This is a genomic window from Pseudoalteromonas sp. S3178 (assembly GCF_005886985.1).
Lineage (GTDB): Bacteria > Pseudomonadota > Gammaproteobacteria > Enterobacterales > Alteromonadaceae > Pseudoalteromonas > Pseudoalteromonas carrageenovora.
Genome location: NZ_PNCW01000052.1, coordinates 17169 through 42728 on the forward strand (window position 1 = coordinate 17169; position 25560 = coordinate 42728).

Below are 25560 nucleotides of genomic sequence, written 5' to 3' on the forward strand. Positions count from 1 at the left end.
CCATGATTTTAGTTTCAATAATAATTGCACTAATACTCGAGCGGTTAGGTGCGCGGTCTAACTATTGGCAAATAAGTTATTACGCCAATGGTTATTTAAAACGTTCTACTAAGCTACTTGATAAAAAAGGTTTATTTGGTTCGGTCCCTGGTTTTTTAGTGTGGTTATTTTTACCGGTTATAGCCATCGGGCTTATTTATTTACTGTCTGATTTTGTGTTGTGGCAATTGGCTGTAAATATAGCGGTATTACTAGTTTGTTTTGGCTGTGCTAAACAGCGTGCTTTATACAAGTCGTATTTAAATGCATTAACGCGTGATGACCAAACAGCGGCTTCATTGTATGCATTACAAATAGGGCAAAAACATTTAGAAGATGAAGAAGGCGGCGAAACCTTTGGGCAAACACTTGCGTGGGTAAACTTTAGATTTTACTGCGCGGTAATTTTTTGGTTTGTATTATTAGGTGCACCAGGTGCTGTACTTTATGCATTAGTACGAACATTTGCCGACTTAGTACGAGAAGACCACAAGGTTATTTTTGCAAATCGCTTTAAGCTTATTCATAAATTATTATTTTGGCTTGATTGGTTACCGGCAAGAGTTACAAGCTTTGGTTATTTAGTCATTGGTAATTTTAATAAAGGTACCAGTTGCTGGCTACGTTATGTACTTAACTTTAAATCACCAAATCGTGAAGTTGTAACGTGTACAGCCCTCGCTGCAGAACAAGTTGAAAAACGTTATTACGGTTGCACTTACGAGGCAACCTGCATGATCAAGCTCGTTAAGCGTAATGTGCTCTTTTATTTAGTACTTATTGCACTGCTTACATTATTTGGCGGGTTATCGTAGTGCGATTTTATATCGCGCATTGTGGTTTGATGCTTGGGAGATTGCTCGGCTAATGGTCGCGGGGTAAACCCGCTGCTACGAGTCTAGGTAAATGCTGTCCCAATATGGGTAATCTGCAATGTTTTTTATTAAATGTGCACGTAATGGGTTGGCGACTATGTATCTAGCGCAATGAGTTAAATCTTCATCACTTCTTACTAAGTGGTCATAAAACCCTTTCTGCCAAAGTTTTTGTTTACTGAATTCTCGGTACACAGTTGCAGAGCGCCCTTTAAAATTTCTGATTACTTCACTTAATGTTGCTATATCGTTTAATTGAAATAACCAATGAATATGATTCGGCATTAATACAAATGTATTAGAGTTAATTTGCTTATCCTTCTCTAGCTCTTTCATTTCATTGATTACTGCTCTATTAATTATTAAATTTGTGAGTAGATTCTTCCGTTCGTAGCAAACTAACGTAATAGCATAATAGTGGTTTTCTTTAGATATTCTTCCTTTTCGTAATAAATATGAACGATGCATAACATACCCGTATTTTAGCAATCACAGACCCACGAATTTAAAGCATAAGTAATTTTTATAAATTTGCGTAGTCGCGATTTTACATCGCGCATTGTGTTTGATATGCAGGCAATTGCTCGGCTAATGGTCGCGGGGTAAACCCGCTGCTACGATATTGCGTAGTCGCGATTTTACGGCGTGCATTGTGTTTTATGTTTAGTTGATTGCTCGTACAATGGTCGCGGGGTAAACCCGCTGCTACGATATTGCGTAGTCGCGATTTTATATCGCGCATAATGTTTGATGCTTAGTTGATTGCTCACACAAGGGTCGCGGGATAAACCCGCTGATAGGATATTTGCGTAGTCGCGATTTTACATCGCGCATTGTGGTTTACTTTTATCTTGCTACTAATTTCTTTAATAAATTCAACTAGAGCTAAAACTCTACTCTTTCTGGTCTGACCATTTGTTTTCATCTTGTTAACTTTTAAGGAAGTTGACCTCAATTGTGCATTGTTTGATCTTCGTTCAAAATGCGTTACGCTACTTTAATTGCTCAAGCTGGCTGTAAATTGACAGCTATTAGGGTTTTTGATACCTTATTGAAAATTTTTGGTATGACCAATTTACCTTTTGGGCAAGTCATCCAACTCTACGCCATGTTTTTAGGGCTTTTGGTATTTATACAACGCGGACGTTGATTCATGTCTTTAAAGATTAAAGCAGCAAAATTATCTGATGTTATTTTACAGCAACTCGAGAACATGATTCTTGAAGGCTCTTTAGCACCAGGTGAAAAGTTGCCTCCAGAGCGTGAACTAGCAAAGCAGTTTGAAGTGTCTCGTCCGTCATTGCGTGAGGCAATCCAAAAACTTGAAGCTAAAGGTTTAGTTACGCGTCGCCAAGGTGGCGGTACGTTTGTAAAAAATCAGCTTGAAGAAGGGCTAACCGATCCGTTATTTGAACTGATCAGTAAACATCCTGAATCGCAATTTGATTTACTAGAATTTCGTCATGCACTCGAAGGCATTGCTGCTTACTATGCAGCGCTGCGCGGAACCAGCACCGACTTTACCAAAGTAAAACAAAGCTTTGATAAAATCGCTTTAGTTAATGATGATTTACAGCAAAAAGCAAAAGCAATAAATGCCTTTCATTTTAGCGTTGCAGAAGCTTCGCACAATGTTGTTTTATTGCATTTGGTTAGAGGTATGCAAGCGCTGCTTGAGCAAAATGTACTGCAAAATTTAACTGTTTTATTAAAAAAATCAGATATAAGCAGTCAGTTAGCCGAGCACAGGCGTTTATTAATGGATGCCGTTATTGATGGCAATCCAGAACAAGCCCGCTTAGCAAGTAATGCACACTTAGCGTTTATTGAAGAAGCATTACTTGAAGCAGGTAAAGAGCATTCGCGAATTGAACGTAGTTTAAGACGCACAAAACAAAATTAAGCTAATACGCTGTACTTAGAACACACAAAATTAAGTATACGTTGTATTAAATTAACAACATTCGTATTTTAAACATAAGGAAACCTCCATATGTCTGAAGTCAATAAAATTGACGTAGACGCGCTAGAAACACAAGAGTGGTTACAAGCTCTTGAATCAGTTGTGCGCGAAGAAGGTGTTGAACGAGCTCAGTATTTACTTGAGCAAGTGTTAGAGCAAGCCCGTTTAGACGGCGTTGATATGCCAACGGGTATTACCACGAACTACGTTAATACTATTCCAGTAGATCAAGAACCGGCTTACCCAGGTGATGTTAACCTAGAGCGCCGTATTCGTTCGATCATACGTTGGAACGCGATTATGATCGTTCTACGTGCATCGAAAAAAGATCTCGACTTAGGCGGCCATATGGCGTCTTACCAATCATCTGCTGCGTTTTATGAAGTGTGTTTTAACCACTTTTTCAAAGCACCAAATGACGTAGACGGCGGTGACTTAGTTTATTACCAAGGCCATATTTCTCCTGGTATTTACGCGCGTGCGTTTGTTGAAGGGCGTTTAAGCGCTGCTCAACTAGATAACTTCCGCCAAGAAGTAGATGGTAAAGGCTTACCTTCATACCCTCACCCTAAATTAATGCCTGAATTTTGGCAGTTCCCTACAGTATCAATGGGCTTAGGTCCTATCGCGTCTATTTACCAAGCGCGTTTCTTAAAATACTTAGATGGACGTGGCTTAAAAGAAACTAAAAACCAACGTGTATATGCGTTTTTAGGTGACGGTGAAATGGATGAGCCAGAATCACGTGGTGCAATTTCGTTTGCTGCTCGTGAAAAGCTAGACAACCTATGTTACTTAATTAACTGTAACTTACAGCGTCTAGATGGCCCAGTAATGGGTAATGGTAAAATTATTCAAGAACTAGAAGGCCTATTTAAAGGCGCTGGTTGGAACGTAATTAAAGTTGTATGGGGTAGCGGTTGGGATATCCTGCTTGCTAAAGATACAACAGGTAAATTACTACAATTGATGAACGAAACAATTGATGGCGATTACCAAACATATAAAGCTAAAGATGGCGCATATGTACGTGAGCATTTCTTTGGTCGTTACCCAGAAACAGCAGCCCTTGTTGCAGATATGACGGATGACGAAATTTTTGCACTTAAGCGTGGTGGTCATGAGCCATCAAAACTTTATGCTGCATTTAAAAAGGCCGAGCAAACTAACGATCGTCCTACTGTAATTCTTGCTAAAACTGTTAAAGGTTACGGCATGGGTGAAGCAGCAGAAGGTAAAAACATTGCGCACCAAGTGAAAAAGATGGACATGAGCCATGTTGAACACTTACGTGACCGTTTAGGCCTGCAAGATTTAGTATCTGAAGAGCAAATTAAAGATCTTCCGTACTTAACGCTTGAAGAAGGTTCAGAAGAGTACAAGTACTTACACGCACGTCGTGATGAGCTTAAAGGTTACACACCTACTCGTATTCCTCGCTTTAGCGAAAAATTACAATTGCCAGAAGTAGATGCATTTAAGCCGCTACTTGAAGAGCAAAAGCGTGATATTTCTACAACAATGGGCTTTGTTCGTGCACTTAATATCTTATTAAAAGATAAAGGCATTGGTAAAAACATCGTACCAATTATTGCCGATGAAGCGCGTACCTTTGGTATGGAAGGTTTATTCCGTCAAATAGGTATTTACAACCCACACGGCCAAAACTACACCCCTCAAGACCGTGATATTGTTTCTTACTACAAAGAAGCTACATCAGGGCAAGTATTGCAAGAAGGTATTAACGAGCTAGGTGCAATGTCGTCATGGGTAGCTGCTGCAACATCGTACAGCACTAACGATTTACCAATGATCCCATTCTACATTTACTATTCTATGTTTGGTTTCCAACGTGTTGGCGACATGGCATGGATGGCGGGGGATCAACAAGCACGTGGTTTCTTATTAGGTGCTACTGCCGGTCGTACTACGCTAAATGGTGAAGGCCTACAGCACGAAGATGGTCACAGCCATATTCTTGCAAACACGGTTCCTAACTGTATTTCTTACGATCCTACTTACGCATTTGAAGTAGCAGTAATTGTACAAGATGGTATTCGTCGTATGTACGGTGACGACCAAGAAAATATTTACTACTACCTAACGCTTATGAACGAAAACTACCATCAGCCAGCTATGCCAGAAGGCGCTGAAGAAGGTATTCGTAAAGGTATCTACAAACTTGAAAGCTACGAAGGTAAAAAAGCCAACGTACAGCTATTAAGCTCAGGTACTATCATGACTGAAGTGCGTAAAGCTGCTGCAATTTTAAGTGATGATTACGGCATTGCATCAGACGTTTACTCTGTAACTTCATTCAATGAGCTTACGCGTGATGGTCAAGATGTTGAACGTTTCAACATGCTTAATCCAGAAAGCGAGCAAAAAACAGCTTACATTACGAGCGTATTAAACGACTCAGTAACTGTTGCCGCAACTGATTACATGAAAAACTACGCAGAACAAGCACGTTCATTTATCCCAAGCAGTAACTATAAAGTGCTTGGTACAGATGGTTACGGACGTTCTGATAGCCGTGAAAACTTACGTCGTCACTTTGAAGTTAACGCAAGCTACGTTGTTGTTGCTACGTTATCTGAACTTGCTAAACGCGGTGAAGTTGAAAAGTCAGTGGTTGTTGAAGCGATTAAAAAGTTCGACATTGACACAAATAAACTAAACCCACTGTACGCATAAGAGGTTTGCAATGAGTATTGAAATTAATGTACCAGATATCGGTGGCGATGAAGTTGAAGTAACCGAAATCTTAGTAAGTGTTGGCGACAAAGTAGATGTTGACCAATCGCTACTAACCGTTGAAGGCGACAAAGCCTCAATGGAAGTACCTGCTGCACAAGCAGGTACAGTTAAAGAAATTAAAGTAAGCGAAGGCGACACTGTTACAACAGGCACGCTAATTATGATTTTTGAAGGCGAAGAGACTGGTTCACAAAGCGAGCCAGAAGCGCCGGCTAAAACTGAAGCTGCTGCACCTGCAGAAGCTTCAGGTTCTTCAACTAAAGAAGTCACGGTACCAGATATTGGTGACGACGAAGTTGAAGTAACAGAAATCATGGTTGCCGTTGGCGATACTGTTGAAGAAGAACAATCTATTTTAAACGTTGAAGGCGATAAAGCCGCAATGGAAGTACCAGCACCATTTGCAGGTACTGTAAAAGAGATTAAAGTAGCCTCGGGTGACAAAGTAAAAACAGGCTCTTTAGTGTTTGTTTTTGAAGTTGCCGGTTCAAGTGCTCCAGCATCAGATGCACCTAAGCAAGAGTCTGCACCAGCAGAAACTGCTCAAAGTGCACAGCCAAGCACAAAAGAAGTAAATGTACCTGATATTGGCGATGATGAAGTTGAAGTAACTGAAATCATGGTTGCTGTTGGCGATACGGTTGAAGAAGAGCAATCTATCTTAAACGTTGAAGGCGACAAAGCAGCAATGGAAGTACCAGCACCATTTGCAGGCACAGTTAAAGAAATTAAAATTGCAGCGGGCGATAAAGTAAAAACAGGTTCGCTTATTTTTGTATTTGAAGTTGCCGGCAGTGCACCTGCAAAAGCTTCAGCACCAGCTGAGCAAAAGCCAGCTGCAGCACCTGCAAAAACCGAGTCTGCGCCAGCTCAAGCTGCACCTGCGGCTAAAGCGAGCAACGAAAGCTTTGAAAACAACAGCGCATATGCACATGCATCGCCAGTTGTTCGCCGTTTAGCGCGTGAGTTTGGTATTAACCTAGCAAACGTTAAAGGCTCAGGTCGTAAAAACCGTATAGTAAAAGAAGACGTGCAAAACTATGTTAAAAACTTAGTTAAGCAAGTTGAATCAGGCCAATTACCAGCTGGTAAAGGCAACGCGGGCGGTAGTGAGCTTGGTTTAATTCCGTGGCCTAAAGTAGATTTTGCTAAGTTTGGTGAAATTGAAGAGAAAAAACTATCTCGCATTCAAAAGCTGTCGGGTAAAAACTTACACCGTAACTGGGTACAAATCCCACATGTTACACAGTTTGACGAAGCTGATATCACAAGCCTTGAAGTATTCCGTAAAGAGCAAAACGTGTTAAGCGAGAAGAAAAAGCTTGGCGTTAAAATCACACCACTTGTGTTTGTGATGAAAGCAGCGGCAAAAGTACTTGCTGAATTCCCAACATTTAACTCGTCATTGTCTGAGGATGGCGAAAGCTTAATTCTTAAGAAATACATTAACATTGGTGTTGCGGTAGATACACCTAATGGCTTAGTTGTTCCGGTATTTAAAGATGTGGACAAAAAAGGCATTATGGAATTATCTCGCGAGCTAATGGATATTTCTAAAAAGGCGCGTGAAGGTAAATTAACGTCATCTGATATGCAAGGCGGCTGTTTTACTATTTCAAGCTTAGGCGGTATTGGCGGTACGGCATTTACGCCGATTGTTAATGCACCAGAGGTTGCTATTTTAGGTGTATCTAAATCTGAAATGAAACCTAAGTGGAATGGTAAAGACTTTGAACCAAAACTAATGGTTCCGCTGTCTATGTCGTACGATCACCGTGTGATTGACGGTGCCCTAGCAGCACGCTTTACAGCAACGCTTGCTAGCTACATGAGCGATATTCGTCAATTAGTGATGTAATCGCTACAATATGAATAAAATCAAATCCCAGCCAGTTGTTTTTAGCTGGGATTTTTACTATATGCAATGATACAATCTTTGCACTATTTGTGAATTGCTCTGATTTTCTGCCCATGCAGAAACATGGCAGTTAAATTTTAGGGCAGTGTCCCGTTCAAACAATTAAGGTAATAGCATGAGCAACGAATTAAAAACTCAAGTTGTTGTACTAGGCGGTGGTCCTGGTGGTTACTCTGCGGCTTTCCGTGCTGCTGACTTGGGCTTAGAAGTTACATTGGTAGAATCGCGTGAAACATTAGGCGGCGTATGTCTTAATGTTGGTTGTATTCCTTCAAAAGCACTTTTACACGTAGCTAAAGTGATTGATGACGCTGCAGAAATGTCATCTCACGGTGTTACTTTTGGCGCTCCGCAAATTGATTTAGACAAAATTCGCTCTTGGAAAGAGTCGGTTGTTGGCCAGCTTACTGGTGGCTTAGACGGCATGGCTAAGATGCGTAAAGTTAAAGTTGTACCAGGTTACGGTAAGTTTACTGGCAGCAACACTTTAGACGTTGAAGGTGCTGACGGCACAACAACTATTACATTTGATAATGCAATTATTGCTGCGGGTTCTAAACCTGTAAGCTTACCGTTCATCCCAGAAGATGAGCGTGTAATTGATTCAACGGGCGCATTAGAGCTTAAGGACATTCCAGAGAAGCTACTTGTTTTAGGCGGTGGTATCATCGGTCTTGAAATGGGTACTGTTTACCGCGCATTGGGTTCTGACATTGATGTTGTTGAGTTTGCAGACCAATTAGTTCCGGCTGCTGATAAAGATATCATCAAGATTTATCAGAAATACGTAAGCAAAAAATTCAATGTTATGCTTTCAACTAAAGTTGTTGGCGTTGAAGCGAAAGATGATGGCTTATACGTTACTTTTGAAGGCAAAAACGCACCAGCTGAGCCAGTACGTTACGACAAAGTACTTGTTGCAGTAGGCCGTACGCCTAACGGTAACTTGCTTGATGCTGACAAAGCAGGCGTTAATGTTGATGAGCGTGGCTTTATTAATGTTGATAAGCAACTTAAAACAAACGTAGACCACATTTTTGCAATTGGTGACTTAGTTGGCCAGCCTATGCTTGCACATAAAGCGGTTCATGAAGGTCATGTTGCTGCAGAAGTTATTTCTGGTCAGAAGCATTTCTTCGACCCTAAATGTATTCCTTCAATAGCATACACAGACCCAGAAATCGCTTGGGTAGGTGTTACTGAGAAAGAAGCAAAAGAGCAAGGCTTGAAAGTTGAAACTGCGGTATTCCCGTGGGCAGCATCTGGTCGTGCAATTGCATCTGCTCGTACTGAAGGTTCTACTAAACTTATCTTTGATAAAGAAAGTGGCCGTATAATCGGTGGTGCTATGATCGGTATTAACGCAGGCGAAATGCTTGGTGAAATCGGTTTAGGTATTGAAATGGGTGCTGATGGTGAAGATTTAGCACTTACTATTCATGCTCACCCAACATTGAACGAGTCTATTGGCCTTGCAGCTGAAATTTTTGAAGGTTCGATCACTGATTTACCAAACAAAAAAGCGGTTAAAAAGAAGAAGTAATTTAACTTTTTAATTTAGTTTTTAAAAACCCAGCTTTTGCTGGGTTTTTGTTTTTATAGCCGGCAATTCAAAAATAGATAAAACAAAACTAGCTTCATTTGGTATGCTTTTTTATTTTGAGCTGATAGCTGATAGCTGATAGCTGATAGCTGATAGCTGATAGCTGATAGCTGGTAGCTGATAGCTGATATCTATTCCCTTTAATTTTAGCTACAATACGCGCCGATCAAATTTAAGGTAATTAATCACTGTGGCCAACTCTTTTAAAAACTCAGTTCTGGCATTACGCGCTCAGCAAATAAGTGAGTCTCGCCGTGAATTCAATGCGCGAGGCGGTAAATTAGATCGCTGTGAGCAGTGCCTAATAGCCAAACATTACTGTATTTGTAAAGGTGTTGAGTACGCTCAGTGCGGTGCTGCTGTATGTTTACTAATGTACCATAATGAAAGTTTTAAGCCGTCTAATACAGGACGATTAATTGCTGAGATTGTTCCTGATAACTATGCATTTAGATGGGATAGAACAGACCCCGATTCTGCTTTTTTAGCTTTAATAAACGATCCTCAATATCAACCGATGGTCGTGTTTCCTGCTGAAGACGTAGAAGAAGGTAGAGCGATTACTGAAGTGAATATTGAATCAGGTAAAAAGCCACTTTTTATATTTTTAGATGGTACGTGGCGCGAAGCTAAAAAAATGATCCGTAAAAGCCCTTATCTAGATAACTTACCTGTATTGTCTGTTACTGCTGATAAACTATCTGATTATCGCTTACGTGTAGCGCCTCATGCGCATCAACTTGGTACTGCTGAAGTAGGCATTATGGTGCTTGCTCTGGCTGGTGAAGCTGAAGCATCTAAAAAATTAGAAAATCACTTTATAAAGTTTCGCGATGCATACTTATTAGGTAAGCGAAATAAAGGCAGGCCAGCAGTATAATACCAATACGCAATAATACTTAATCATTTTGCAGGGCTAAAGGTGTCGCTACCTGCATTAAAAAATCCTCATTTACGACTGTATAGATGCAGAAAGTAGAACAATGCAGGAGCAATTGCCGAGAACAACTAAATAGCAAATTTTTTGCCTAGCTATCAACACGTTTTTCCAGTCTCAAAATAGATCAATTAAATAAGCCAATTGGTATAATTACTGAATTTTGGGCAAAGAAAAGCGCGCTCTATCTCTAGGCGCGCTTGCGGAATCTTCTAATTTTTTGCATCCTGCAATTGAACTTAATCAACTCCAATTTCTACTAATCCATGTTTATTACTATATTACTTTTTAGTTCTATGTAATTTAGGCTATCCGGGCCTATATCCTTTAAATCCTAAAACATCCTGTATGGTAAAAACTATTACCGGTCCTTCTTTGCACTTACTTGTGCTTCCATGTGTTAATCAATCCGTTGTGTTACCTAAAAAGGCCTGTCCATTTATTCCTACATCCTGTTAAACAACTTAATCCTCAGTTGCTTCCTTTACGTACCATCCTGATACTATCCTTTGTGCAACAATCCATTGCGATACTCATCCTGAGTCTGTCCTAATTTCCGTGTTGTCCGTAGTAACCTAATCATTGGTTGTTCGAGTAAGCAGTCCATTTCCTTTTACTCGATAAGCATCACTGCTTGGTTGATGTAGTAATTATAATGGCTAACCCTAAGTAAAGTAGGATATAAACTACATTAAACTTCCTTTAATATAATCGTAAATTTATAAAAACCATTTAAAACATAATGTTAAGCTTTAACTGCTGTTTTTTTATGACGTTTTTTACTCATTAGCTGCCATATCCGTGAGATATGTCTTACGCGCAATTTCCTTTTTGGGCGTTATTTACATATTTACATTTATTTAAAGTGTGCACTTTTTAGCTGATCACGGTAGAATTCTTTGATAATAATTACTATTTAGGTGAAGTAATGAAGAAAGCTTTAGCACTGTGTTTGGGGTTAGTTACGTCTATGCCAGCCTTGGCAAGCGATGTGGTTAATATTTATTCTTTTCGTCAGCCATTTTTAATCCAGCCAATTTTAGATGATTTTACAAAGCAAACAGGTATTAAAACCAATGTTGTTTTTGCTAAAAAAGGGCTAATTGAACGTGTAAAGCGTGAGGGAAAGCATAGTAAAGCCGATTTAGTATTAACATCTAACTTTAGTGCGCTTATTCAGCTTGAGGATTTAAAGCTAACGCAAACGATTAAAAGTGACCGCATTAATACAAATGTACCAGCGGCGTTTCGTGATGGTGATGGCCAATGGGTTGCACTTACCAAGCGTGTGCGTAATGTATATTCATCTAAAGAGCGACTTGGAGCATTACCTGAGCTCACTTACGAAGATTTAGCTGACCCTAAATACCAAGGGCAAATTTGTACACGCTCTGGTAAGCATCCGTATAATTTGGGTTTAGTGGCTTCGATGATTGCACACCATGGTGAAGAAAACACAAAATCATGGCTAGAAGGTGTTAAGGCTAACTTAGCGCGTAAGCCACAAGGTAACGATAGAGCGCAAGTAAAGGCGGTTAAAGAAGGCTTGTGTAATTTAGCGCTGGGTAACAGTTACTACCTTGGTAAAATGTTGGAAGATGATGTACAAAAAGCATGGGCTGAGTCTGTTAATATTAACTTTCCTAACCAAACTAACCGAGGTTCACATATTAATGTGTCGGGTGCGGTTATTACTAAGTATGCTAAAAACCCTAAAAACGCTTTAAAACTCATAGAATATATGACCGATAATAAAGCACAAAATATGTACGCTTCGGTTAATATGGAATATCCGGTTAAACTAGGTGTTGAGTTATCAAGCTTGGTTGCCTCTTGGGGAAGCTTCAAAGAAGACAGTTTACCACTTGATGAAATTAGTAAATATCGTCCGTTAGCACTTAAGCTAATTGATGAGGTGAAATTCGATCTTTAATGAATTCTCAATTTAAGCTGTCGAAATGGCAGCTATTTGCATGGGCAACAGGCTTAATACTGTCGGCCCCGTTGTTTTTTCTATTACTTGAATCCTTACAAGGCGACTCTGAGGTGTTTTCTCACCTTTGGGATACAGTGCTGTGGGATTATATTTTAAATACGGTACTGCTTGTTGTTGGTGTGTCTGTGCTTAGCTGCGTTATTGCGTTACCGCTTGGCTGGCTCACTGCGTATTGTCACTTTCCTGGTAAAAAGCAATTTGAATGGGCACTTATGCTGCCACTTGCCATGCCGACCTACATAATTGCTTATGTTTATACCGACTTACTTGATTACGCAGGCCCTGTTCAAATAGCCCTCAGAGAGTGGTTTGGCTGGCAATCCCCTAACGATTATTGGTTTTTTGATATACGCACTTTACCTGGTGCAATAGTCATGATTGCCTTAGTGCTTTACCCATATTTGTTTTTAATCTTTAAAACGGCTCTTCGTGAACAGTCATTTAAGTTAGTGCAAGCCAGCCAACTAATGGGCTTGTCTCCTTGGCAGAGCTTTTTTAGGGTGAGTTTAGTGCTTTCGCGTGGGGCTATAGTCGCGGCACTTGCACTGATTAGTATGGAAACCATGGCTGACTTTGCAACCGTTAGTTATTTTGCCGTAAGTACGTTAACGACTGCAGTTTACGATACGTGGTTTGGTTATTACTCATTAACAGCGGCTGCCAAAATATCGGGTGTCATGCTGCTACTTCTATTTTTAGCATTAATGGCCGAGCGCTTTAGTCGCCGCAAGCAAGCCGTGTTTGAGCGCCAATCAGGTGTTAATAGTGAGTCGTTATATATTCTAAAAGGTAAGTCAGCATGGTTAGCTACATTATTTTGTAGTGCTATTTTAATCCTTGCGTTTATTATTCCTATTGCTGTGCTTTTAAGTTATGCAATTACGTACTTTGATAAGGCATGGAATGCCGCATTTTTTAGCTACGCGTGGCAAAGCTTAAAAGTGGCAGCAATAGTGAGTGTTGCAACTATTGTATTGAGTATCTTTGTGGTGTTTTATCAACGCGTAGCAAAACAAACATATCCTTTAATACCAGGTCGGTTAGCAAGTACAGGTTATGCGCTACCAGGTACTGTGCTTGCAATTGCGGTGTTACTGCCGCTTACTTTACTAGAAAACTCTATTAATACAGCGCTAGAGCCCTATAACTTAGATATAGGTTTATTACTTACAGGCAGTATTTTAACCATCATACTCGCTTATGTTGTGCGTTTTTATGCCATTGCTCATGGTGCAATAGAGTCAAGCTTTGTACGGATCAGCCCTTCGCTCGATATGGCCAGCCAATCTATGGGTAAAAGCTTAGGGCAAACACTGCGTTTAGTGCATTTACCTTTACTACGAAGAGGGTTGCTGACCGCTGCGTTATTAGTGTTTATTGAATGCATGAAAGAATTGCCTGCAGCTTTGCTGTTACGACCTTTTAACTTTGAAAGTTTAGCGACACATGTTTTTCAGTACGTCAGTGATGAGCAATTAGAGCTTGCATCTATATCTGCATTATTTATTGTTATTGTTGGGTTTATACCTTTGTATTTTATTAACCGTTCTATGGAGCAGCGCAGTTAAATGAGTAGTTTAATTTTACAAGGCGTGAGCTATCACTACAGTGCCACGCAAGTGCTACATAATTTAGATTTAACGGTTGGTAAGGACGAAATAGTCTGCTTACTTGGCGCCAGTGGTTGTGGCAAAACAACAACATTAAAAGCAATTGCAGGGTTAATAGAGACCAATCAAGGCAGTATATTTATAGATGGTAAGCTTGTAAGCGACGAGCAATCATTTGTCTCACCAGAGCATCGTAATATAGGAATGATGTTTCAAGATTATGCATTGTTTCCGCACCTTACAGTGGCCGATAATATTGCGTTTGGGCTAAACAAAACAAATAAAGAGCAAAAGCGCGCGCGTGTTGAAGAAATGCTTAAGTTGGTGCACTTAACCGGCTGTGCAAAACGTTTTCCACATCAGCTCTCTGGTGGGCAGCAGCAACGTGTAGCTATAGCGCGGGCACTGGCTTATAAACCTAGTTTATTATTGCTCGATGAGCCCTTTTCTAATATTGATACGCAAGTGCGTTTTGAGCTTATTGCTGATATCCGTCGCATTATTAAAACACAGCAAGTGTCAGCTGTATTCGTTACGCACTCAAAAGAAGAGGCCTTTGCTTTTTCAGACACGCTTGCCATTATGCATCGAGGTAAAATTGCTCAGCAGGGCTCACCAGAAGCGCTTTTTGCTGTGCCAAAGTCAAAGGAGGTTGCAGAGTTTCTGGGTCAGGGCATATACTTAGACGCACAAGCATTAACAGCAACTGAATATAATACGGCGTTTGGTGTCGTTAAATCGCAAGTTGCGCATACGCACAAAACTAAAAATGGGCAATTATATATTCGCCCTCATCAAATAGAGTTAGCGTATAAAAATTGCGATGAAAATGGCCAAGCTATTACTATTTTAAGTCGTCGTTTTATTGGCTCTGCTTATGTTTATAGTGTTGTAATTGCAGAGCAAGAGATTGAAGTTGCTGCACAATATGGCCAGTCATTTGAGAAAAATGAACAGGTTATTATAAAAATAAAACCCCACACGGTGAATTTTTTCGAATCATAATCAATGTGTTATTCGCTGTGTTATATAAAAAGCTAAGGAATAACAATGGCGCAAGCGCAGTCTGGGATTTGTGCTGAAGCAAACTTACATGGTTTGCACCTATTTTTTAATGTATTTGACGCTCAGGACGAATCGTTGCGTGCAAAGCTCAAACGAGTTAGCGCTATTGAGGAGGAGTTTAGCGATCAGTTTTCGGAGTCTATGCTTTCGTGCATGGTTGCTATTGGCGCCCAGTATTGGCCGCATATTTTGCCTGAATATATCCCTAGCGAACTACAAAGCTTTCCTAATATAAACCATAGCGATTTTGTTATGAGTGCCCAGCCATGTGACTTATTTATTCAAATACGCTCAGACCGAGAAGACGTTAACCATTTATTTGCGCTACAAATTTTAAAGTTATTTGCCCCTGATGTTGAGCTGGTGGAGCAAATTCGTAACTTTCGCTTTTTAGATGGTCGTGACTTTAATGGTTTTATTTATGGAGGCAACACGCCACATGGCAGGCAAAAGCGTGCAACGGCGCTGGTTAACAAGCCAAATAGTTTTGAAGATCAGGGCAGTTATATCCATGTGCAGCGTTTTAAACACGACCTAACTGTATGGCAGCATTTATCACTGAGCGAGCAAGAGCAAATTATGGGGCGTACGCGTTTAGATAATACACTCATTGAGCCCGCTATTAGCACTAGTCATGCATCGCGAAGTGAATTAAAAGATGAAAATGGTCATGCGCTATTACTCAATCAAAGCATGCCTTATGGCGATGTTTATGAGCAAGGAATGCTAAGTATTACTTGCTCTGCATCGGGTAGTGCGTTTGAAAAGGTACTTACGAGTCGCTTAGGGGCAGGGGAGTGTTATGACCATTGGCTTGATTTTACTCAAGCCGATATGGGGTCCGCGTTTTTTGCACCCTCAATTGGGTTTTTAAAGCAGCTTTAAACCGTATCAAATAAAATACGGACGCGCTCGAGCGTAATGTCTATTTCTGATATTTTTGCTGGCGCAATAAATATGGTGTCATCACCTGCAATTGTGCCTAAAACACCATCTGCTTTACCTAATGAATCCAGCAAACGTGCAATTAATTGTGCAGCCCCAGGACTCGTGGTGATGATAATCATCATTTCATTATGCATAATATCAATTACTAGCTGACGCAGCGGGCTTTTAGCTGTTGGTACCCCCATTTCGGCCGGTAAGCAGTAAACCATTTCTTGCTTTGCGTTACGTGTACGTACAGCACCAAACTTGCTTAACATACGCGACACTTTACTTTGACTTATATTGTCAAAGCCTTGTTCTTTTAGAGCATCGACTATTTCGCCTTGAGAGCCAAAATTTTCTTCTTTTAAAAGGGATTTAAACGCTTTAACTAACGCTTCTTGTTTATCTTGTGGTTGCATAGTCTTTATTCATTTTTGTTATTTATAATGCAAATTCTACACAAAAATGAATAATTATGCAGCAGTTGTTTAGTTAACTTGCCAGTTTGATGCGATAAACGAGCAAAGTTTACAACTATGGTCGAAAATATACCTGAAATAAGCAGGATAAATTTGTTTTTAGTCGCTAATTTCATTATCTTAAGAGCCACAAATATTTCCTACCTCAAATTACGGAGAATTCCAATGAAAGTTGCTGTATTAGGTGCTGCAGGCGGTATCGGTCAAGCGTTGTCTTTATTATTAAAAACAGGCTTACCAGCTGGCTCTGAATTATCACTTTACGATGTTGCACCAGTAGTACCAGGTGTTGCTGTTGATCTTTCTCACATCCCAACAGATGTAAAAGTTGCAGGCTTTGGCGCAGACGATTTAAATAAAGCGCTTGAAGGTTCTGATATCGTACTTATCCCAGCGGGTATGCCACGTAAACCAGGTATGGATCGTGCGGATTTATTCAACGTAAATGCCGGCATCATCAAAACATTAGCTGAAGGTATTGTTGCAAGCTGTCCTAAAGCGTTTGTAGGTATTATTACAAACCCAGTAAACGGCACTGTACCAATTGTTGCTGAAGTATTTAAAAAAGCAGGTACTTACGACGCTAAACGCGTATTTGGTATTACTACACTTGACGTGATTCGTTCAGAAGCTTTTGTTGCTGAACTTAAAGGCGTAGACGTAGCAACTGTTAAAGTACCAGTAATTGGCGGTCACTCAGGCACAACTATTCTTCCTCTACTTTCTCAAGTTGAAGGCGTAAGCTTTACTGATGAAGAAGTAGCTGCACTTACTCCACGTATCCAAAACGCAGGTACTGAAGTTGTAAATGCCAAAGCGGGTGGTGGTTCTGCTACATTATCTATGGGTGCTGCTGCTGCACGTTTTTGTATGTCTTTAGTTAAAGGCCTACAAGGTGAAGACGTAGTAGATTACGCATATGTTGCTGTTGAAAATGGCGATGCAGAGTATTTTGCTCACCCAGTACGTTTAGGTAAAAACGGCGTAGAAGAAATTCTTTCTTACGGCGAGCTAAGCGCATTTGAAGAAAAAGCTAAAAACGATATGCTTGAAACACTGAAAAAAGACATCAAAGAAGGTGTTGATTTCATGGCGTAATAGCCAATTGAGTATTAAAAAAGCCTGCATTTGCAGGCTTTTTTGTTGCTCGAGATTTGTTTACTCTTAATCAAAATTAAGAGGCGTACTAAGGTTAGTGATCGCGGTCAACGGCTATACGGGCTAAGCTGACTAATGCATGTTTGTATTCAGATTCAGGTAAAAAGTCTAAGCAAGCAATCGCTTTATCGGCTTCAAGCTCTGCTTTTTGCATTGTAAACTCAAGCGCATTGGTTTGTTTGAGCGTAGATAAAATCTCTTCTAAATGCTCCATACCATTACTGTGTTCAATAGCATCACGAATTAATTGTGTTTGATGTGTATTGCCATGTTGCATTGCATATATAAGTGGCAAAGTTGGCTTACCTTCGGCTAAATCATCACCTATATTTTTACCCAATTGATCAGCATTTGCATTGTAATCGAGTACATCATCAACAAGCTGAAAAGCGGTTCCTAAATGCATACCGTATAAATTAAGTGCCTCAAGTGTTGTTTTATCTTGCTCAGTAATAATTGCAGCTAGGCCTGTAGCCGCTTCAAATAATTTAGCTGTTTTAGAATAGATTACCTGCATGTAGCTAGCTTCGGTAGTATCGGGATCGTTGCAGTTCATTAATTGCAGTACTTCGCCCTCAGCTATAATGTTAGTTGCATCCGCTAGGACCTGCATAACCTGCATTTTACCAAGGCCAACCATTAGCTGAAAAGAGCGAGTATAAATAAAGTCACCGACAAGCACGCTAGCTGCATTACCAAATTCAGCATTTGCTGTAGGTGTGCCTCGGCGTAAGTTAGACTCATCTACAACGTCATCGTGTAATAGCGTTGCGGTATGAATAAACTCAACAATTGTTGCAAGCGTAATATGATCTTTGCCCTGATAGCCTAAAGCTCTGGCAGCTAATATAGCCAGCATTGGACGCACGCGCTTACCGCCGCTGTTTACAATGTATAAACCTAGTTGGTTAACTAACGCCACATCTGAGCGCATTTGCGCATGTATAAGTTGATTGACGTCATTCATATCGCTTTCGATTAACGCCTGGATAGCTTTTATATCCATTGATCTCCGAGCCAATTTTTATGTGTGAACGGCGCAGATTGTACAACAAAAAATGCACTAGCTCGATATTTTGTGACGATTGATTGAAAAAACACTATTAAAGTACTTAATTTAGACTGAATTAGCCAAGATAACTGTTTAATTGATAACCAAATCGCAGTATCAGTTACGATTAGTTATTGTACTGTTGGCGGGTTGTTTGCCTACATAAAATAATTTTAAGCAAGGGCTAAAAAGCGCTTGGCAAAAGGCCTAATTAATATAAAATGGGGGAAATATTGAATTGCTCTCAATGCAGCTACTTTTTATTCATTTTAATTACAAAATAGGCTTGCTAGTTATTTCGCGTTAGCGTAAACTTCGCGCCCTATCGAAGAATATTTTAGTTGCGTCGATTTGAGGGCGCACAGACGGAGTTAATTATGTACGCGGTTTTCCAAAGTGGTGGTAAACAGCATCGTGTGACTGAAGGTCAAACGATTCGTCTTGAAAAATTAGACGTTGAAACTGGTGCGGCAGTAGAATTTGATTCAGTACTTTTAGTTGCTGATGGTGAGAAAATCGAGATCGGTGTACCGTTCGTAAACGGTGGTAAAGTAACAGCTGAGGTTGTTTCACATGGTCGCGGTGAGAAGATTAAGGTTGTTAAATTTAGACGCCGTAAGCATTCTCGTAAGCAAATGGGCCATCGTCAATGGTTCACTGAAGTTAAAATCACTGGCATTAGCGCTTAATTAGAGGTACTTAGAAATGGCACATAAAAAAGCAGCTGGTAGTACTCGTAACGGTCGCGATTCAGAAAGCAAACGCCTAGGTGTTAAGCGTTTTGGTGGCGAATCAGTTCTAGCGGGTAGCATCATTGTTCGTCAACGTGGAACTCGTTTCCACCCTGGCGCAAACGTAGGTATCGGTAAAGACCACACTATCTTCGCAAAAGCAGATGGTAAAGTTCAATTTGAACAAAAAGGTCCTTTAAACCGTAAATACGTAACTATCGTAGCTGAGTAATCAGTAAGGTAGTTAAAAACCCCGCCTTTGCGGGGTTTTTTGTTTTGTAGTCCAGTCAAATATATACCCAAGCCTGCATTTGCGTTGGCTTGGGTATATAATAGAGTTATTAAACAAGCCAATCCCTAAAGTGAGTAATCATGAAGTTTGTAGATGAAGTAGAAATCCGCGCAGAAGCTGGAGACGGTGGCAGCGGCATTGTGTCTTTCCGTCGTGAAAAATATGTACCAGATGGTGGACCTGATGGCGGTGACGGTGGAGACGGTGGTAGTGTTTATCTACAAGCTGATGAAAACTTAAATACCCTAATTGATTATCAATTTGAGCGTTTTCACAGAGCTGAACGTGGCACAAATGGTCGAAGCCGTAACTGTACAGGTAAAAAAGCCGATGATTTATTTGTTATGGTACCGGTTGGCACACGAATCATGGATGTTGACACCCAAGAGGGGCTAGGTGATTTAACTCAACATGGTCAAAGAATATTGGTTGCAAAAGGTGGTTTCCACGGCTTGGGGAATGCACGTTTTAAATCAAGTACTAACCGTGCTCCTCGTCAAAAAACATTAGGTACACCGGGTGAAGTACGTAACTTAAAACTAGAGTTACTACTATTAGCCGATGTAGGCCTACTTGGCTTGCCAAATGCCGGTAAATCTACATTTATTCGTAGTGTATCTGCAGCGCGCCCTAAAGTAGCTGATTATCCATTTACGACGCTTATTCCTAATTTAGGTGTTGTGCGTCCAGAAGCTAACAAGTCATTTGTTATAGCAGATATACCTGGATTAATTGAGGGGGCATCTGATGGTGCTGGCTTAGGTATTCGTTTCTTAAAGCATTTAGAGCGTTGTCGCGTGCTATTGCATATTATTGATGTAATGCCAGTGGACGGTTCTAACCCTGTAGATAATGCATTTGCCATTATTAATGAGTTACACCAATACAGCCCTAAACTCGCAGAGAAGCCGCGCTGGTTAGTATTCAATAAAATTGACTTATTACCAGAAGACGAAGCAAAAGCGTTATGTACAGCTATTGCAGAAGAGCTAGGCGAAACTGAAAATATTTATAATATTTCAGCAATTAATAAGCTACACACTCAGCCATTAATTCACGACATCATGACACTTCTAGATAGTATGCCTAAAGAGAAGTTTGTACAGGTTGAAGATGAAGAAGTTGAATTTAAGTGGGATACCTATCATGAAAAAGCCACTAAAGGTAAAGGCAATGATGATGATTGGGACGACTGGGATGAAGATGATTACGACGTAGAAGTTGTCTACGAGCGCTAATAAAACTGAATTTATTAAAAAGGAGCTTATGCTCCTTTTTCTTTGTTTAAGAATAAAGTACTAGGTGTTTAATATGATAATTTCTATGATCGCTGCAATGGCAAACAATCGTGTAATTGGCCTCGATAATAAAATGCCATGGCATTTGCCTGCTGATTTACAGCACTTTAAAAAAGTGACGACGGGAAAACCTGTGATCATGGGGCGTAAAACGTTTGAGTCAATCGGGCGTCCTCTACCCGGTCGTCGAAATATTATTATTACGCGTAATAACAAATATAGCGCACCAGGTATTGAAACAGTAACTACGCCAGAGGCTGCATTAAAACTGGTTAGTGACGTTGAAGAAGTAATGATTATCGGCGGCGGAAATATTTATCAGCAGTTTTTAGGAAAAGCTGAACGCTTATATTTAACCTTTATAGATTTGGATGTAAAAGGGGATACTCAGTTTCCTGATTATAATAAAATAGCTAATTGGCATATCGAAGAAGAAGTGCAAAATCTTCCTGATGAGAAGAATAAATCTAGTTATAAATTCGTAACTTTATACAAAAAACGTTAACATTATTGCGTAAATTTTGGTGAGTTGGTACAATATTAAACAGTCGATATAAGAAAAAAGTACCATAAAGGGTTTGTCATGTTTAAATTACCAAAGCTAGCTGTACTTACTGCTGTTGTAGCTGTAAGTTCGTTTTCGTATACAGCACCTGTAAACGCTGAAGATCAATTAGCGGTATCTATTTGTGAGTACATTGCTGCAGATGATAAAAACCGATTACGTAGTAAGCTTAAGAGCTCTCGTGTAAAAATTCGTAACATTTATGATGCAGTACAGTGTAATGGTAATAACTTGCTTCGCCATGCTGTTGCTAGTAACGCAGTTGATACTGGTGAGTATATAGTTAAAAACCTATCTAAGAGCTCGCTTTCTGATGGTGCAGACATCTCATGGGCTGAAGGCAATCACGCTGGTTCACCTCTTATAGCTGTAATTAAAGACCGCGCAGGACTTTAATAAACTATTTTTAAAAACCGCGTTTAGTACGCGGTTTTTTATTGCCAAAATATTAAAAGCCGATATTGCTCATGCAATATCGGCTTTTTAGTGTGGTTTTTACCAATCAGCTTAATTAGGTGATCCATTTTAGGTAAGAAAATCGTGTCGGTAACAAGGCAAAAATTTTGTTATTTAGTTGTTCTCGGCAATTGCTCCTGCATTGCTCTACCTTCTGCATCCATGCAGTCGTAAATGAGAAATTTGTAACGTAGTTAGCGACAGGTTTAATCTCTCAAATTGATTAAGTCTTATTGCAGATTGCTATTATTTACTCTTCAATGAATGCTTCGCCTTGTGTCATCCACTTTGCAGCTGGTTTGCCTTTTAAGTAATGATCAAAGTACTGCATCATACGTACTGAAAAATCGACCTGATTAGGAAATTTTTTCAGGTGATGTGGTTCGCCTTCGTATTGTAAAAAGGTCGCGTCTTTACCTGCACGGCGCAGTGCAAGGTAGTACTGCACGCCTTCGTGCCACGGCACTGCATCGTCTTTATCGCCAAACATAATTAAAATAGGGGTATTTACTTTATCTGCAAAAAACACCGGTGAGTTTTCAATGTAAAGCTCGGGTGCTTCAAATAAGTTTTTACCTATACGGCTTTGCCCTGTTTCGTATTGAAATTGACGCGCAAGCCCCGATTTTAAACGTATGCCACTGTAAGCACTGGTCATGTTTGATACTGGCGCGCCCGATACAACCGCTTTAAACATATCTGTTTGAGTGATCATAAATGCACTTTGATAACCCGCCCATGAGTGCCCTTGTAGGCCTATTTTATCTGGGTCGGCTATACCTAAATCTATTAATTTTTGAGTGGCGTTTATCATGGTTTGCGTTGACGATTTACCCGGGTGACCTATTTCAAAGCGAATATCAGGTAAAAATACAGCGTAACCGTTTGATGTAAACATAGGGAAGTTAGGACGGTGATTTAGCTCCATTTTAGGAAAATCATACATGCGCTGGCTCATGTAGCGATAAAAGTATACAACAACCGGTACTTTATCGCCTTTTTTATAGCCTGCAGGTTTGATTAATACCCCTTGTAAATCTTCGCCATCAAAGCCTTTATAGCTTATTAGCTCTGGCTTTTCGCCCCATGCAAAACTAGCTGTTTGTGGGTTTAAGTTAGTCACCTTTTTAGGCGCTGAAAAGCTAAAATCAGTTTGGTAGTAATCAGGGTATTGTTGGTAGCTTTGCTCAGTAAATACATATTTATCGGCATGTTTTGCTTTTTTTACAATATCAAAGCGCTTTTGGCCATTAAGAACGTTTGTAATTGTATTTGAGCCTAAATCTAGTTTAGCAACTTCACTTTGCTTTGTTTGTAAATTAATAGCGGATACGAGTAATGTATCGTTTTGTTCAAAGCCGACTTGGTTTTTATCAAGTTTAATAACTCGATATTGAGTATTACTTTGTTTGCCGTTGGTTAAACGCTCAGCCTGTTGAGTGTCCACATCAAATGCCCAAATATCGTATTTGCTATAAGCGAGCACTTTACTGCTGTCGTTCATCCAACCTGCAAAACCATACCCAGGTTGTGTTGAAGGGTAGTCGTGTTTATCATCGGCAAACGTTGCCTGAATGGCTTTAGTAAGCGCGGTTACTTTGTTATTTTTTAAATCTTTTAGCTGTATTTGGCTATCACTAAAGTAAGCTGCAAATTCACCGCTAGGTGCAAGGCTTGGCCTAAAAGGAGAGTTACTAATAATAGGTGTTTGTTTACCTGTACTTATATTTACAGCAAAGTAATCAGCAAAGAAGCCTCCGTACATTATTTTTTCTAAGTAAGGAATATTAGATGAGCCCAGTAGCGATTCACTTCGCTCAGGATTAAGTGCAAGCTCTGGCATTGTTTCGTTACTAAGCTGCACAACTTTTTGCGAGTTAACATGATACACGCCACTGTAATGGCGGTTTTTATTAACGGCATTCCACTGTTGCTCTTCGCGCGGCTTTATTTGTGCATCGTTGTTATGCCAAACATTCAGCCCTTTATGCTCACGAATCGTGTCAAAGTCGTAAAGTGAGGCTTCATCTGTGTATTCTTTAGCTTTTACTTTAACTGCAAGCTTTGGGTGGTTTTCAAAGTATAAGCGTTCGCCGTTTTCTGACCACACTAGCGATGCCGTTTTACCAATAACCCATTCTTTATTTGGTGAATCTATTGTTGATAGCCGCTCATTTTTATATAGCTGCAAGCTATAATTTCGACGGCGAGTATCATCATTTACATAATTGCCCAATGTAAATGCAGCAATATTTTCTGTAGGGTGCCACGCTATGGTATTAGCAATAACACCGGGCTCATCAATTAGTGCGCTGAGAGTAAAGTTATTTAACTCAACAAGAGCAACTTGGTTATCATTACCGTCGCTGTAGCTTTGGCTAACGAGTAGTTGATTACCCATAGAGTTAATGGCGTAGCTGAATACGTTATCTATAGTGTGGCTGCGTTTATCGGTCAAATTAACAATAACGAGCGGATAGGTTTTATCTTTTTTATCAGGCGTTATAGCACTTTTATTTTTATCTTTATCTTCATTATCGCTTTGCTCTACCTTTGGCTCATCGTCTTTTTTATTTAAGCGATAGGCAAGCCAAGTGCCGTCATCAGATAATTTATAATCTTTTACATCATCAAAACTTTGCTGCTCAGCTGTTTGAGTATTAACGAGTATTAAGTTATTTTTTAGCGTTTCTTTTTTCTTAGTGGTTTCTTTTTCAAGGAGTTTAGGTGCTTGAGTAAAGGCTACCCAGTTTGCTGCCTTATTGATGTAAGGCTTTGTGCCGCGTTCTATTTGTGCAATAAGTTTATTTTTTTGAAGTGAATAAACTTCGCCGGTAGCATTACCTCTATATGGCGTTGCACTAAAAGTAAGTACACGGCCATCGTCAGATAGCTGCGTGTTTTTAGCCGATTTAAAATCAAATACATCTTTAAATTGCAGTGATTCTTTTGCGTAAATACCAGTGCTGGCTAAGCTAGCAACAAGTGCTGAACTTAGTAAGGTGAGCTTTTTTTTCATTATAGGTTCTCGTATTGTGACATTATTTCATTGTAACGAGTTTGGCTCACAATTCGAGCGGATCAGATAAATGGCAGCTCCATACGACAAAACGACCCGAAGGTCGTTTTTTTGTGTTTAATTTAGTAAAACTAAAGCCAGATTTTTTGTAATTCGGGCCATTGTTTTTCAAATTGTACACTAGGCTTTGCTTTAAAGTCGCTTCGTACAAATTGATTCATTTTGCCCTCAACGTACGCAAGCAAAAAGTTAGCAAGTGTAAGCTCATCGCTTTGGAAGGTTTTGCCTTCGCGCAGTTTTCGCTCGCGTAGTACTTGTTTAAACTGAGTTTCTAGTTTTTCAAACAAGCCTTGTACACGTTCACGTAGGCGCTCTTGTTCACCTTGTAATGCATCGCCGGTTAATATGCGAGTAATCCCCGGATTTTTTTCAGCAAAGGTGAGGAGTAATAATAAAATATTGTAAATACGTGTCTGGCTTTCTTTTTCGTTTTCTAAAATAAGGTTAATGCGCGACAAAAGTGTGTCTTCAATAAACTCAATTAGGCCTTCAAACATACGTGCTTTACTAGGAAAATGACGGTAAAGCGCTGCTTCAGAAACGCCTACTTCAGCAGCAAGCTTTGCTGTGGTAATTCGTTGTCCTGGGCTGGTTTCTAACATTTGTGCGAGTGCTTGCAGTATCTGCTCTTTGCGATTACTTCTTTTTGTCGCAGGCATGAACCTTCCTTTTTTATTAGTTATTCTTAGCTGGGGCCAGTCATTTTTTGTTCAAATGAGTCGCTTATGTTAATGTTTTATTCAGTTTGTTTCCAG

21 protein-coding genes are annotated in these 25560 nt (G+C 39.9%); 16 read left to right on the plus strand and 5 right to left on the minus strand.

Annotated elements, in window-relative coordinates; all coding sequences use genetic code 11:
- Positions 1 to 2: 2 nt before the first annotated feature.
- Entirely contained in the window at positions 3 to 854 is an 852-nt protein-coding gene (gene ampE, locus CWC11_RS14530; protein ID WP_138683281.1) for a beta-lactamase regulator AmpE, read from the plus strand.
- A 75-nt stretch (positions 855 to 929) separates the two neighbouring features.
- Here the strand turns inward: ampE and CWC11_RS14535 are convergent, their stop codons facing one another.
- A complete protein-coding gene (locus CWC11_RS14535) occupies positions 930 to 1382 on the minus strand; it encodes an REP-associated tyrosine transposase (RefSeq protein ID WP_138683282.1) in 453 nt (150 codons plus the stop codon).
- Positions 1383 to 2067: 685 nt separating this feature from the next.
- On the opposite strand from CWC11_RS14535, the gene pdhR reads away from it, so the two are divergent.
- From pdhR to CWC11_RS14580, 9 genes are all read left to right on the plus strand, one after another.
- Complete coding sequence (gene pdhR / locus CWC11_RS14540; RefSeq protein WP_138683283.1) at positions 2068 to 2817, plus strand: pyruvate dehydrogenase complex transcriptional repressor PdhR; 750 nt, start codon at positions 2068 to 2070, stop codon at positions 2815 to 2817.
- 90 nt (positions 2818 to 2907) lie between these two features.
- Positions 2908 to 5574, plus strand: a complete 2667-nt coding sequence (gene aceE / locus CWC11_RS14545) for a pyruvate dehydrogenase (acetyl-transferring), homodimeric type (protein WP_104643360.1) — start codon at positions 2908 to 2910, stop codon at positions 5572 to 5574.
- 10 nt (positions 5575 to 5584) lie between these two features.
- Positions 5585 to 7495 carry a pyruvate dehydrogenase complex dihydrolipoyllysine-residue acetyltransferase gene (aceF, locus tag CWC11_RS14550; protein WP_138683284.1) on the plus strand — a complete coding sequence of 637 codons (1911 nt, stop codon included), beginning with the start codon at positions 5585 to 5587 and terminating at the stop codon, positions 7493 to 7495.
- Between the two features lie 175 nt (positions 7496 to 7670).
- Positions 7671 to 9098: a dihydrolipoyl dehydrogenase gene (lpdA, locus tag CWC11_RS14555; protein WP_138683285.1), complete on the plus strand. Its 1428-nt coding sequence runs from the start codon at positions 7671 to 7673 to the stop codon at positions 9096 to 9098.
- Positions 9099 to 9348: 250 nt separating this feature from the next.
- Positions 9349 to 10038, plus strand: coding sequence for a tRNA-uridine aminocarboxypropyltransferase (locus CWC11_RS14560; RefSeq protein ID WP_058549411.1), 690 nt, complete (start codon positions 9349 to 9351; stop codon positions 10036 to 10038).
- Positions 10039 to 11023: 985 nt separating this feature from the next.
- Positions 11024 to 12028 (plus strand): Fe(3+) ABC transporter substrate-binding protein, encoded by a 1005-nt coding sequence (locus CWC11_RS14565; RefSeq protein ID WP_138683286.1) that lies wholly within the window; start codon positions 11024 to 11026, stop codon positions 12026 to 12028.
- Positions 12028 to 13659 carry an ABC transporter permease gene (locus CWC11_RS14570; RefSeq protein ID WP_138683287.1) on the plus strand — a complete coding sequence of 544 codons (1632 nt, stop codon included), beginning with the start codon at positions 12028 to 12030 and terminating at the stop codon, positions 13657 to 13659. Before CWC11_RS14565 ends, CWC11_RS14570 begins: the two co-directional genes overlap by 1 nt.
- Entirely contained in the window at positions 13660 to 14706 is a 1047-nt protein-coding gene (locus CWC11_RS14575; RefSeq protein ID WP_138683288.1) for an ABC transporter ATP-binding protein, read from the plus strand.
- 45 nt (positions 14707 to 14751) lie between these two features.
- Entirely contained in the window at positions 14752 to 15651 is a 900-nt protein-coding gene (locus CWC11_RS14580) for a Dyp-type peroxidase (RefSeq protein ID WP_138683289.1), read from the plus strand.
- Here CWC11_RS14580 and argR read toward each other — a convergent pair.
- Positions 15648 to 16115: a transcriptional regulator ArgR gene (gene argR / locus CWC11_RS14585; RefSeq protein ID WP_058549416.1), complete on the minus strand. Its 468-nt coding sequence runs from the start codon at positions 16113 to 16115 to the stop codon at positions 15648 to 15650. The two genes, CWC11_RS14580 and argR, sit on opposite strands and share 4 nt — an antisense overlap.
- A 225-nt stretch (positions 16116 to 16340) precedes the next feature.
- Between argR and mdh the strand changes: the two genes are divergently transcribed.
- Positions 16341 to 17273, plus strand: coding sequence for a malate dehydrogenase (gene mdh / locus CWC11_RS14595; protein ID WP_058549417.1), 933 nt, complete (start codon positions 16341 to 16343; stop codon positions 17271 to 17273).
- A gap of 94 nt (positions 17274 to 17367) precedes the next feature.
- Here the strand turns inward: mdh and ispB are convergent, their stop codons facing one another.
- Positions 17368 to 18339 (minus strand): octaprenyl diphosphate synthase, encoded by a 972-nt coding sequence (gene ispB / locus CWC11_RS14600; RefSeq protein ID WP_138683291.1) that lies wholly within the window; start codon positions 18337 to 18339, stop codon positions 17368 to 17370.
- Positions 18340 to 18761: 422 nt separating this feature from the next.
- Between ispB and rplU the strand changes: the two genes are divergently transcribed.
- From rplU to CWC11_RS14625, 5 genes are all read left to right on the plus strand, one after another.
- A complete protein-coding gene (rplU, locus tag CWC11_RS14605; RefSeq protein WP_004587921.1) occupies positions 18762 to 19073 on the plus strand; it encodes a 50S ribosomal protein L21 in 312 nt (103 codons plus the stop codon).
- A gap of 16 nt (positions 19074 to 19089) precedes the next feature.
- Positions 19090 to 19347, plus strand: a complete 258-nt coding sequence (rpmA, locus tag CWC11_RS14610) for a 50S ribosomal protein L27 (protein WP_008114963.1) — start codon at positions 19090 to 19092, stop codon at positions 19345 to 19347.
- Positions 19348 to 19487: 140 nt separating this feature from the next.
- On the plus strand, positions 19488 to 20645 hold the full coding sequence (cgtA, locus tag CWC11_RS14615; RefSeq protein WP_138683292.1) for an Obg family GTPase CgtA: 1158 nt from the start codon (positions 19488 to 19490) through the stop codon (positions 20643 to 20645).
- A gap of 73 nt (positions 20646 to 20718) precedes the next feature.
- Complete coding sequence (folA, locus tag CWC11_RS14620) at positions 20719 to 21210, plus strand: type 3 dihydrofolate reductase (RefSeq protein ID WP_138683293.1); 492 nt, start codon at positions 20719 to 20721, stop codon at positions 21208 to 21210.
- A 78-nt stretch (positions 21211 to 21288) separates the two neighbouring features.
- Entirely contained in the window at positions 21289 to 21666 is a 378-nt protein-coding gene (locus CWC11_RS14625) for a DUF3718 domain-containing protein (protein WP_058549421.1), read from the plus strand.
- A gap of 310 nt (positions 21667 to 21976) precedes the next feature.
- Here the strand turns inward: CWC11_RS14625 and CWC11_RS14630 are convergent, their stop codons facing one another.
- On the minus strand, positions 21977 to 24745 hold the full coding sequence (locus CWC11_RS14630; RefSeq protein WP_138683294.1) for a S9 family peptidase: 2769 nt from the start codon (positions 24743 to 24745) through the stop codon (positions 21977 to 21979).
- A 131-nt stretch (positions 24746 to 24876) separates the two neighbouring features.
- The gene (gene slmA, locus CWC11_RS14635; RefSeq protein WP_058549423.1) at positions 24877 to 25464 is read right to left on the minus strand and encodes a nucleoid occlusion factor SlmA; all 588 of its coding nucleotides are present in this window, start codon (positions 25462 to 25464) and stop codon (positions 24877 to 24879) included.
- Between the last annotated feature and the right edge of the window lie 96 nt (positions 25465 to 25560).

Excerpts from the sequence above, each read along its gene's own strand:
- aceE (WP_104643360.1), top strand. The coding sequence starts at position 2,908 with ATGTCTGAAGTCAATAAAATTGACGTAGACGCGCTAGAAACACAAGAG.
- lpdA (WP_138683285.1), top strand. The coding sequence starts at position 7,671 with ATGAGCAACGAATTAAAAACTCAAGTTGTTGTACTAGGCGGTGGTCCT.
- cgtA (WP_138683292.1), top strand. The coding sequence starts at position 19,488 with ATGAAGTTTGTAGATGAAGTAGAAATCCGCGCAGAAGCTGGAGACGGT.
- ispB (WP_138683291.1), bottom strand. The coding sequence starts at position 18,339 with ATGGATATAAAAGCTATCCAGGCGTTAATCGAAAGCGATATGAATGAC.
- CWC11_RS14630 (WP_138683294.1), bottom strand. The coding sequence starts at position 24,745 with ATGAAAAAAAAGCTCACCTTACTAAGTTCAGCACTTGTTGCTAGCTTA.
- CWC11_RS14575 (WP_138683288.1), top strand. The coding sequence starts at position 13,660 with ATGAGTAGTTTAATTTTACAAGGCGTGAGCTATCACTACAGTGCCACG.
- pdhR (WP_138683283.1), top strand. The coding sequence starts at position 2,068 with ATGTCTTTAAAGATTAAAGCAGCAAAATTATCTGATGTTATTTTACAG.
- argR (WP_058549416.1), bottom strand. The coding sequence starts at position 16,115 with ATGCAACCACAAGATAAACAAGAAGCGTTAGTTAAAGCGTTTAAATCC.
- CWC11_RS14580 (WP_138683289.1), top strand. The coding sequence starts at position 14,752 with ATGGCGCAAGCGCAGTCTGGGATTTGTGCTGAAGCAAACTTACATGGT.
- slmA (WP_058549423.1), bottom strand. The coding sequence starts at position 25,464 with ATGCCTGCGACAAAAAGAAGTAATCGCAAAGAGCAGATACTGCAAGCA.
- aceF (WP_138683284.1), top strand. The coding sequence starts at position 5,585 with ATGAGTATTGAAATTAATGTACCAGATATCGGTGGCGATGAAGTTGAA.
- rpmA (WP_008114963.1), top strand. The coding sequence starts at position 19,090 with ATGGCACATAAAAAAGCAGCTGGTAGTACTCGTAACGGTCGCGATTCA.
- mdh (WP_058549417.1), top strand. The coding sequence starts at position 16,341 with ATGAAAGTTGCTGTATTAGGTGCTGCAGGCGGTATCGGTCAAGCGTTG.
- folA (WP_138683293.1), top strand. The coding sequence starts at position 20,719 with ATGATAATTTCTATGATCGCTGCAATGGCAAACAATCGTGTAATTGGC.
- CWC11_RS14535 (WP_138683282.1), bottom strand. The coding sequence starts at position 1,382 with ATGCATCGTTCATATTTATTACGAAAAGGAAGAATATCTAAAGAAAAC.
- CWC11_RS14565 (WP_138683286.1), top strand. The coding sequence starts at position 11,024 with ATGAAGAAAGCTTTAGCACTGTGTTTGGGGTTAGTTACGTCTATGCCA.
- ampE (WP_138683281.1), top strand. The coding sequence starts at position 3 with ATGATTTTAGTTTCAATAATAATTGCACTAATACTCGAGCGGTTAGGT.
- CWC11_RS14625 (WP_058549421.1), top strand. The coding sequence starts at position 21,289 with ATGTTTAAATTACCAAAGCTAGCTGTACTTACTGCTGTTGTAGCTGTA.
- rplU (WP_004587921.1), top strand. The coding sequence starts at position 18,762 with ATGTACGCGGTTTTCCAAAGTGGTGGTAAACAGCATCGTGTGACTGAA.
- CWC11_RS14570 (WP_138683287.1), top strand. The coding sequence starts at position 12,028 with ATGAATTCTCAATTTAAGCTGTCGAAATGGCAGCTATTTGCATGGGCA.